Origin of the sequence: Paraburkholderia sp. GAS448 (assembly GCF_050435685.1) — a bacterium.
Taxonomy (GTDB): Bacteria; Pseudomonadota; Gammaproteobacteria; order Burkholderiales; family Burkholderiaceae; genus Paraburkholderia.
Genome location: NZ_JBNDKT010000099.1, coordinates 1 through 6,434, shown reverse-complemented (window position 1 = coordinate 6,434; position 6,434 = coordinate 1). Strand labels below are relative to the sequence as shown.

Below are 6,434 nucleotides of genomic sequence, written 5' to 3'. Positions count from 1 at the left end.
AACAGGCCGTCAACGCATGGTGCGACGAAGCGAAAATTGCTGCGTAGAAAAACCTGTCGCAATTGCTATGAAATCATTTCAGTCAAGGAATCTAGTAGCATTTCGCGGGTTAAAGCCATCCGTTGAGAATCTGTGGGTAACATCGAAAAGCTGGCGGACGAAGTACGTCGAGGACTGGAACAGGCATTGTCCGGATTGCGCAGGACGATTCTGAAGAAACTGCCGCTGGCGGTTGCTGCAATGATCGAAGCGCGCACGCCGAACACGATGGAACTGGCGACTGTACTGCCACTGGCGACGGAGCGGGCGGACATGCGCGAGCAGTGGCTGCGGCGTCTGCTGAAGAATTTCTTGCTGGAGCCGGTGACGATTCTGGAACCGATGGGCCGACAGGCGCTGCAGCAGGCGGGCGGCGGCGGTCAGACGATTTTGCTGTCGATGGATCAGACTGACCTTGGCGACCGGTTTGCAGTACTGATGCTGAGTGTGCGTACGGGAGACTGGGCGTTGCCGCTGGCATGGCTGGTGGAGAGTGGTGCGGCCAACATTGGCTGGACGGGGCAGCAGCGGTTGCTTGAGCTGTATTAGCCTAGACAGGACCTGACAGGTAGTCGGGGAAGCAAAGTAAAGAAGAGGATTCAGTAGGGAATCAGTTTCTCCCTGGCGAGTTCGAGTGAATCGAGGAAGGTACGCATGGGCGTCTTGCCGTAGCACCATCGTCCCTGATGTTCGCGCTCATTGTTGTACTGGTCAAGCCATGCGTCCAGATCGGTCTGCAAGGCTGCGATCGAGTCGTAGATTTTCCTGCGAAAGGCGATGCGATAGAACTCGTTGAGCATGGTCTTGTGAAGTCGCTCGACGATGCCGTTGGTTTGTGGAGAACGCGCTTTGGTGCGGGTGTGGTCGATGTTCTCCACGGCCAGATAGAGTTCGTATTCGTGATGCTCGGGGTTGCCGCAATACTCGGTGCCACGATCGGTCAGCACCCGTGCGAGCGGGATGCCGTAGCTGTCGAACAACTGCTCGCCGAGCTTGTTGCGCTCCAGCAGCCGGCGGAATTTCAACAGTGTCGTGCCATCGGGAACCCGCTCGCGCCCCAGGTCGATCCCAACGAATCGCCGCAAGGCGGTGCTGTCCAGCAGCGCTTCCTCGCAGGCTTCATCGGCCAGGTTGAACCAGTGCTGCACAAAGTGCATGCGCAGCATGCGCTCCAGACCCACTGGCGGGCGTCCGCCTTGACCCTTCGGATAGTACGGCTCGACAATCTCGCACAGTTGCGTCCACGGCACGATCTGCTCCATCGTCTCAAGGAACACATCGCGTTTGGTTGGCCGACGGTACTGTTCAAATCCGGCGCCTTGATCGGCCGCCATCGCAAGGGTCTGTTGTTTCATCCGCATTTAACGATTGAACGCCCGATGGCGTTGACCTTATTCAGCGTAGCCTTAAGGTCAATGGCCAATGGAAATATCTGTATCGCGCCGTCGACAAGGCCGGCAACACCATCGACTTCCTGCTGCGGGCCCATCGGGATAAGACAGCGGCGCGCGGTGGTATTTCGAAAAATCAATCGCCCAGAATGGCGAACCCGAGACGGTGACGATCGACAAAAGCGGCGCCAATCTGGCTGCGCTGGAAGACCATCAACGCCGAGCGCGAAACGCCCATCAAGATCCGGCAGACGAAGTACTTGAACAATATCATCGAACAAGACCACCGCGCGATCAAGCGGCGTACCCGCCCCATGCTCGGGTTCAAGAATTTCCGGTGCGCACGCATCCTACTCGGTGGCATCGAGGTGGCTCACATGATCGCCAAGGGGCAGATGAAAGACAACGGCGCCCGACAAACTGTCGCCGAGCAGTTCTATTCGTTGGCGGCAAAAGTAGTCCTAGTCATATCAGGCGTTGCTCAACTTGCAATCGTTATCGCGACAAAACCCTTCGGTGAGCTGCAGGTTCATCTGCACCAGCGCCTTCTGCATGCGCAGCACCCAGCTGGCCTGGTCGGCGAGCAGCACCTCGCGCTGGCGTGCCACGGCCCGTATCACGCAGACCTCGGCACCCGGGCGCCAAGCCGCCCGCAGCAGTCCCAGGCTCATGAGCTTCTGCAGCCACTGGCAGTCCAGCACGTCGCTCTTGCGCCCCGGCCCGTACTTCATCTGCCGCGCATCCACCAGCCACACCGTCAGCCCGCGCTGCTCCAGCACCTCGTATATGGGGATCCAGAATACGCCGGTCGATTCGAGCGCCACCGTATCCACCCCGCAGGCCAGCAGCCAGTCGGCCATCGCGTGCAGCTCATCGGTCATCGTGCCGAATTCCCGCACCGGCTCATCCGAGGCTGGCCTGGGCACCGCCACCCAGTGGCTTGAACCACCCACATCAATCCCCGCGGCGTTGGGAAACACCTCGGGACTGTCTTCGCGCTTGCGCATCGCCATGGTTCGCCTCATGATCGTGGATGAACGGCAGCGCCATGGGATACGTCGAAATTGACTCGATCTCGTGAACGGGATGCAGCTCGCGCTGCTCACCACTGTCGCCGACGAACCCCGGACCATGCTCTCAAGCGGACTCACTCGCGGCGGGCAGGCCGCCAGTGCGCACCATTGGTATATCGGTCATCGCGGCGCCGCCGTTCACCGGTATACCTCATCTCCGTTTCTCCGCCAACGCCGGGCCCGGCACGGGTTTGGAATGCTCTCAAGATACTTCATACGAATCCTTAGTTTCTCTATAGATCGAGTTTTCAATTTCGCGATTCCACACATGACGAAAGAAATTAAGCCCCTTCCTCGAGAATTTTCCGGCGATGGGGTGTCCTTGATCGGACAAGAATCAAGTGAGCTGAGCCTCTTGGGGCGCTATCAGCGCGTACTGTTGTTCGGCGGCGGCATCGTGCTTTCGATTGTGATCGTCTTTGCAACCAGTCTTGTGCTGTATGGAACGGTAAAGGATTACATCGACCAGCGTCGGGCCGTGTTTGCGACACATAAGTCACTGGTCCAACTCGAGATCGAAAGCCGGCAGACGGTGCTGCGCCGCGTCGTAAACAATGCTGAATCGCTATGGAGCGGCGATCCGAAGCCGACCGCTTCTTTGCTCAAGGCGTTTGAGACTGCGAATGGTCGTGTGACTGTGCAGGCGAGCCCGAGGTTCCGCCCAATGCTGGCGATGGGACAGGTCTCCCCACAGCAGTCTGCAACGCCGCTGGCCAAATACCTTGGATTGGTCGAGCAACAGGCGAATACCGCAATCGCGAGTACCCATTCACACACTCGTCCTGGGACGGGCTATGCGTACAGTGCAGACGATCGCTTCATCGTAATTGTGCCTGCTCCGGTTGGAGGAGAAGACGCTGTGTTTAAGTCGACTGGCACGCATGATGTTACCGACCTCATCCATCGTCTTTCATTCGATATCGGCGATCTTTCTGACGCTGCCACAGCCGCCCGATGGGGGGAGTCCGGGCATATCGTGTTTCAGCCTGAGGCGGTCGATCCGCTGACGAGTGAAAGTGTATTCAGAATGGTCCAACCCGCGTTCGAAAACAACAAGCCTTTCATGATCTTCGTCATGGACTTTCCGGTAAGCGTACTGATGGCGCGGTTCGAGCAGGCGCCCATCGACACTACGATTATGCTCGTCGACCCAACCGGAAGGGTTCTCCTGAGCAAGGACCGGACGAGGGCCTCGATCGACGGCGACGCCCTGATGCGTGACTCGCTTACTTCGAAGTCGTGGCAACGAGGCTTCACCAAGCTGGACGACAGCTATCGGGATGGCGTGTTCAGCATCAGTGACCGGGTGTCGGATACCGACTGGGTGCTCGTCTATTCCTACTCGTGGCGCACCATTGTAATAGCATTAAGGTCCGATATATTGCGCTATATTGCGACCACGCTGCTCATGCTCGGCACGCTTTGGGTGTTGCTGGTGCTATTCAATCGCAAGGTGTTCATGCCTGTCTACGCGCGCTCCCATCGCGTATTCGAAAGCGAGAATCTCAATCGAGCGATCATGATGACGTCGCCGTTTGGCGTGTGTTTGGTGTCACTTGTGAGTGAGGAGGTCCTCTTGCAGAACACGATGATGGAGCGATATTCAGCGACGGCTGGAGTTGCAGAGCCGCCGTTGCATCGCCAGATGCTTGTTCTCTATCGAGAACAAGCATCTGGCGCTACCACGCTAGATGACTGCGAAATGGCGCTTGATATTGCGGATGATGGAAGGCTCGACCTGCTCGTCAACGCAGTCAAAACGAAATATCTGGGTGCGGAGGCACTCCTGTGCAGTTTTTCGGATATCACCGCGCGCAAAGATACAGAGCGCAAGCGCGAAGAAGCCCGAGTCGCTGCAGATGAAGCAAACCGAGCGAAATCTGCCTTTCTTGCTGCAATGAGTCATGAGATCCGCACACCGCTCAATGCGATTATGGGGAATCTGGAACTACTCGCCCATTCTCCGCTCAATTTCATTCAGAAGGGCCGACTGGAAACGATCCGCACGTCGTCCGACGCGCTGCTGGCAACGATCGGAGACATTCTTGATTTCTCGAAGATCGAGGCCGGCGAGATGTCGCTTGAACAGATCGAATTTGATGTGATCGATGTGGCCGAGCGCGCGCTAATGATCTTCGCGCCGATCGCCCGAACGAAAGGCGTGTCGCTCTACGGAGTGTTCAACATAGCGAGTGCGCAGTCGATGCGAGGGGACCCTGTTCGCCTCGGGCAAATCGTACACAACCTGCTTAGCAATGCGATCAAGTTCACGCTGGCGGGCAAGGTGATGTTGCGGCTATCGCTGGAGCCGGTCCCGGACGGCGGGGCTACCTTGATCATCACGGTCGAGGACACCGGGATCGGGATCTCGTCCGAGCAGTTGCACACGCTTTTCCAAGCATTTTCTCAGGCTGACACGTCAATCAACAGACGCTTTGGTGGATCCGGACTAGGGCTCGCGTTGTCCCGTCGACTCGCGACTGCGTTGGGGGGGGAGATCTCTGTCGTCAGTGAAGAGGGGTCTGGAAGCCGTTTCACGGTACGGTTGCCGCTTGGTGCCGGTTTGATCGCAGCGCAGGAACCAACCGTTTTTGCAGGTGAACCAGTGATCTTCCTGTCGTCCGTCGACGAATGGCGCGAGTTTGCGGTGCCGCATCTCGAGGCGTGGGGCCTGCGCGTCCACACATGCTGGCACCCCGCGATGATAGATGAAGACAGGCTGTCGACGGCACACGCGCTCATCATCTGCGGCGAGCGTGACAAATGGCATCCGTCGGAGGAAAACCACCTCATCGAAGAGGCCGCCTGCGTTATCGACTGTCATAGTGACGGTCCTGCGCGACCGGTGCAGACGGGGCGGCTCACGAGTGTCTCGTGCCATTCGCTAAGAGGCCTTGAAGTAGCGTTGCTTCAGACTTTACGCGATGAGGTGCTGGCCACCGCGGCGAGCCCACAGCCGACAGTCCGTATGACTGAAGATGGCGGCGCACGGCTGATCGCGCCGAACCAGCTATGTGTGCTCGTGGCCGAAGATAACCCAGTCAACCAGCAACTCTTTACCGAACAGTTCGAGATCCTTGGTTGCAAGTCACTCGTCGTTGGCTCCGGGAAGGAGGCACTGGACGCGCTGACTGAAGGCCACTGGGACATCCTCCTCACCGACCTCAACATGCCGGGAATGAGCGGCTACGAGCTCGCTTCGGCTGTTCACGAGAGATGGCCGTCGCTGCCGATCATGGCGGTAACCGCCTACGCCACTGTCGAGCAGCACGCACGCTGCGAAACAGCAGGCATGGATCGTGTACTGCTCAAGCCCCTTTCCCTCGGCGGGCTGTACGACGCGCTGGCCGCTGTCGCCGACACGGCTCGCGCGACCCTCACAAGACCTGCGAATGAGCGCCTCTCGGTGCTCGGCGGCAAGCCTATTCCCACGCATTTGCGCGTCATCTTCGCAGAGTCGTGCGTGGCGTCGCTGAAGGCGATTCACGTTGCGGAGAAGAGCGGGGATGTGGAGACCGCGATCGCCGAACTACATTCGCTGTGTGGCGCACTCGGCGCGTTCGGGCGAACGTCGCTCGCGCGGGAGTGCCGGGAGATCGAGTCGCAGGTCAAGATCGATGGGTTCATGGGGCTAAGTGGTCGGTTTGCCCAATTTGAAGCTGCCTTGCGGACGCTGATTGAGGTTGGTTAGCGGTGTATTGTCGCGGGGTACTGTCACATCGTTGGCGGGAAACATAATCGCCCCCGCCGCGTGTGGTGATCACGAGGTTCGGGGAGCAATGGAACAGTTATGGTTTTTTTGCGTAAGGCAGAGATTTTTTTGGTTGGCGGTCGCGGCAACCAGCGCATCGCCATGTCGTCGGACCTGATCCGCGACCGGTAATCAAAAAAATGTTTGTGCTAAACCGCTCCACAGGCGGTGGCCGCTATG

General features: G+C 58.4%; 3 protein-coding genes and 2 pseudogenes. 3 read left to right on the top strand and 2 right to left on the bottom strand.

Annotated elements, in window-relative coordinates:
• The first annotated feature begins 132 nt into the window (after positions 1 to 132).
• Entirely contained in the window at positions 133 to 588 is a 456-nt protein-coding gene (locus P3T23_RS46955) for a hypothetical protein (protein WP_429322838.1), read from the top strand.
• A 50-nt stretch (positions 589 to 638) separates the two neighbouring features.
• Here the strand turns inward: P3T23_RS46955 and P3T23_RS46950 are convergent, their stop codons facing one another.
• Positions 639 to 1,394 (bottom strand): transposase, encoded by a 756-nt coding sequence (locus P3T23_RS46950; RefSeq protein ID WP_429322837.1) that lies wholly within the window; start codon positions 1,392 to 1,394, stop codon positions 639 to 641.
• Between the two features lie 38 nt (positions 1,395 to 1,432).
• On the opposite strand from P3T23_RS46950, the pseudogene P3T23_RS46945 reads away from it, so the two are divergent.
• Positions 1,433 to 1,765: pseudogene (locus P3T23_RS46945) on the top strand (DDE-type integrase/transposase/recombinase); the annotation flags it as partial.
• Positions 1,766 to 1,942: 177 nt separating this feature from the next.
• Here the strand turns inward: P3T23_RS46945 and P3T23_RS46940 are convergent.
• Positions 1,943 to 2,443, bottom strand: a pseudogene (locus P3T23_RS46940) (IS110 family transposase); the annotation flags it as partial.
• Between the two features lie 328 nt (positions 2,444 to 2,771).
• On the opposite strand from P3T23_RS46940, the gene P3T23_RS46935 reads away from it, so the two are divergent.
• Positions 2,772 to 6,194: an ATP-binding protein gene (locus tag P3T23_RS46935; RefSeq protein ID WP_429322836.1), complete on the top strand. Its 3,423-nt coding sequence runs from the start codon at positions 2,772 to 2,774 to the stop codon at positions 6,192 to 6,194.
• The last annotated feature ends 240 nt before the right edge of the window (positions 6,195 to 6,434 follow it).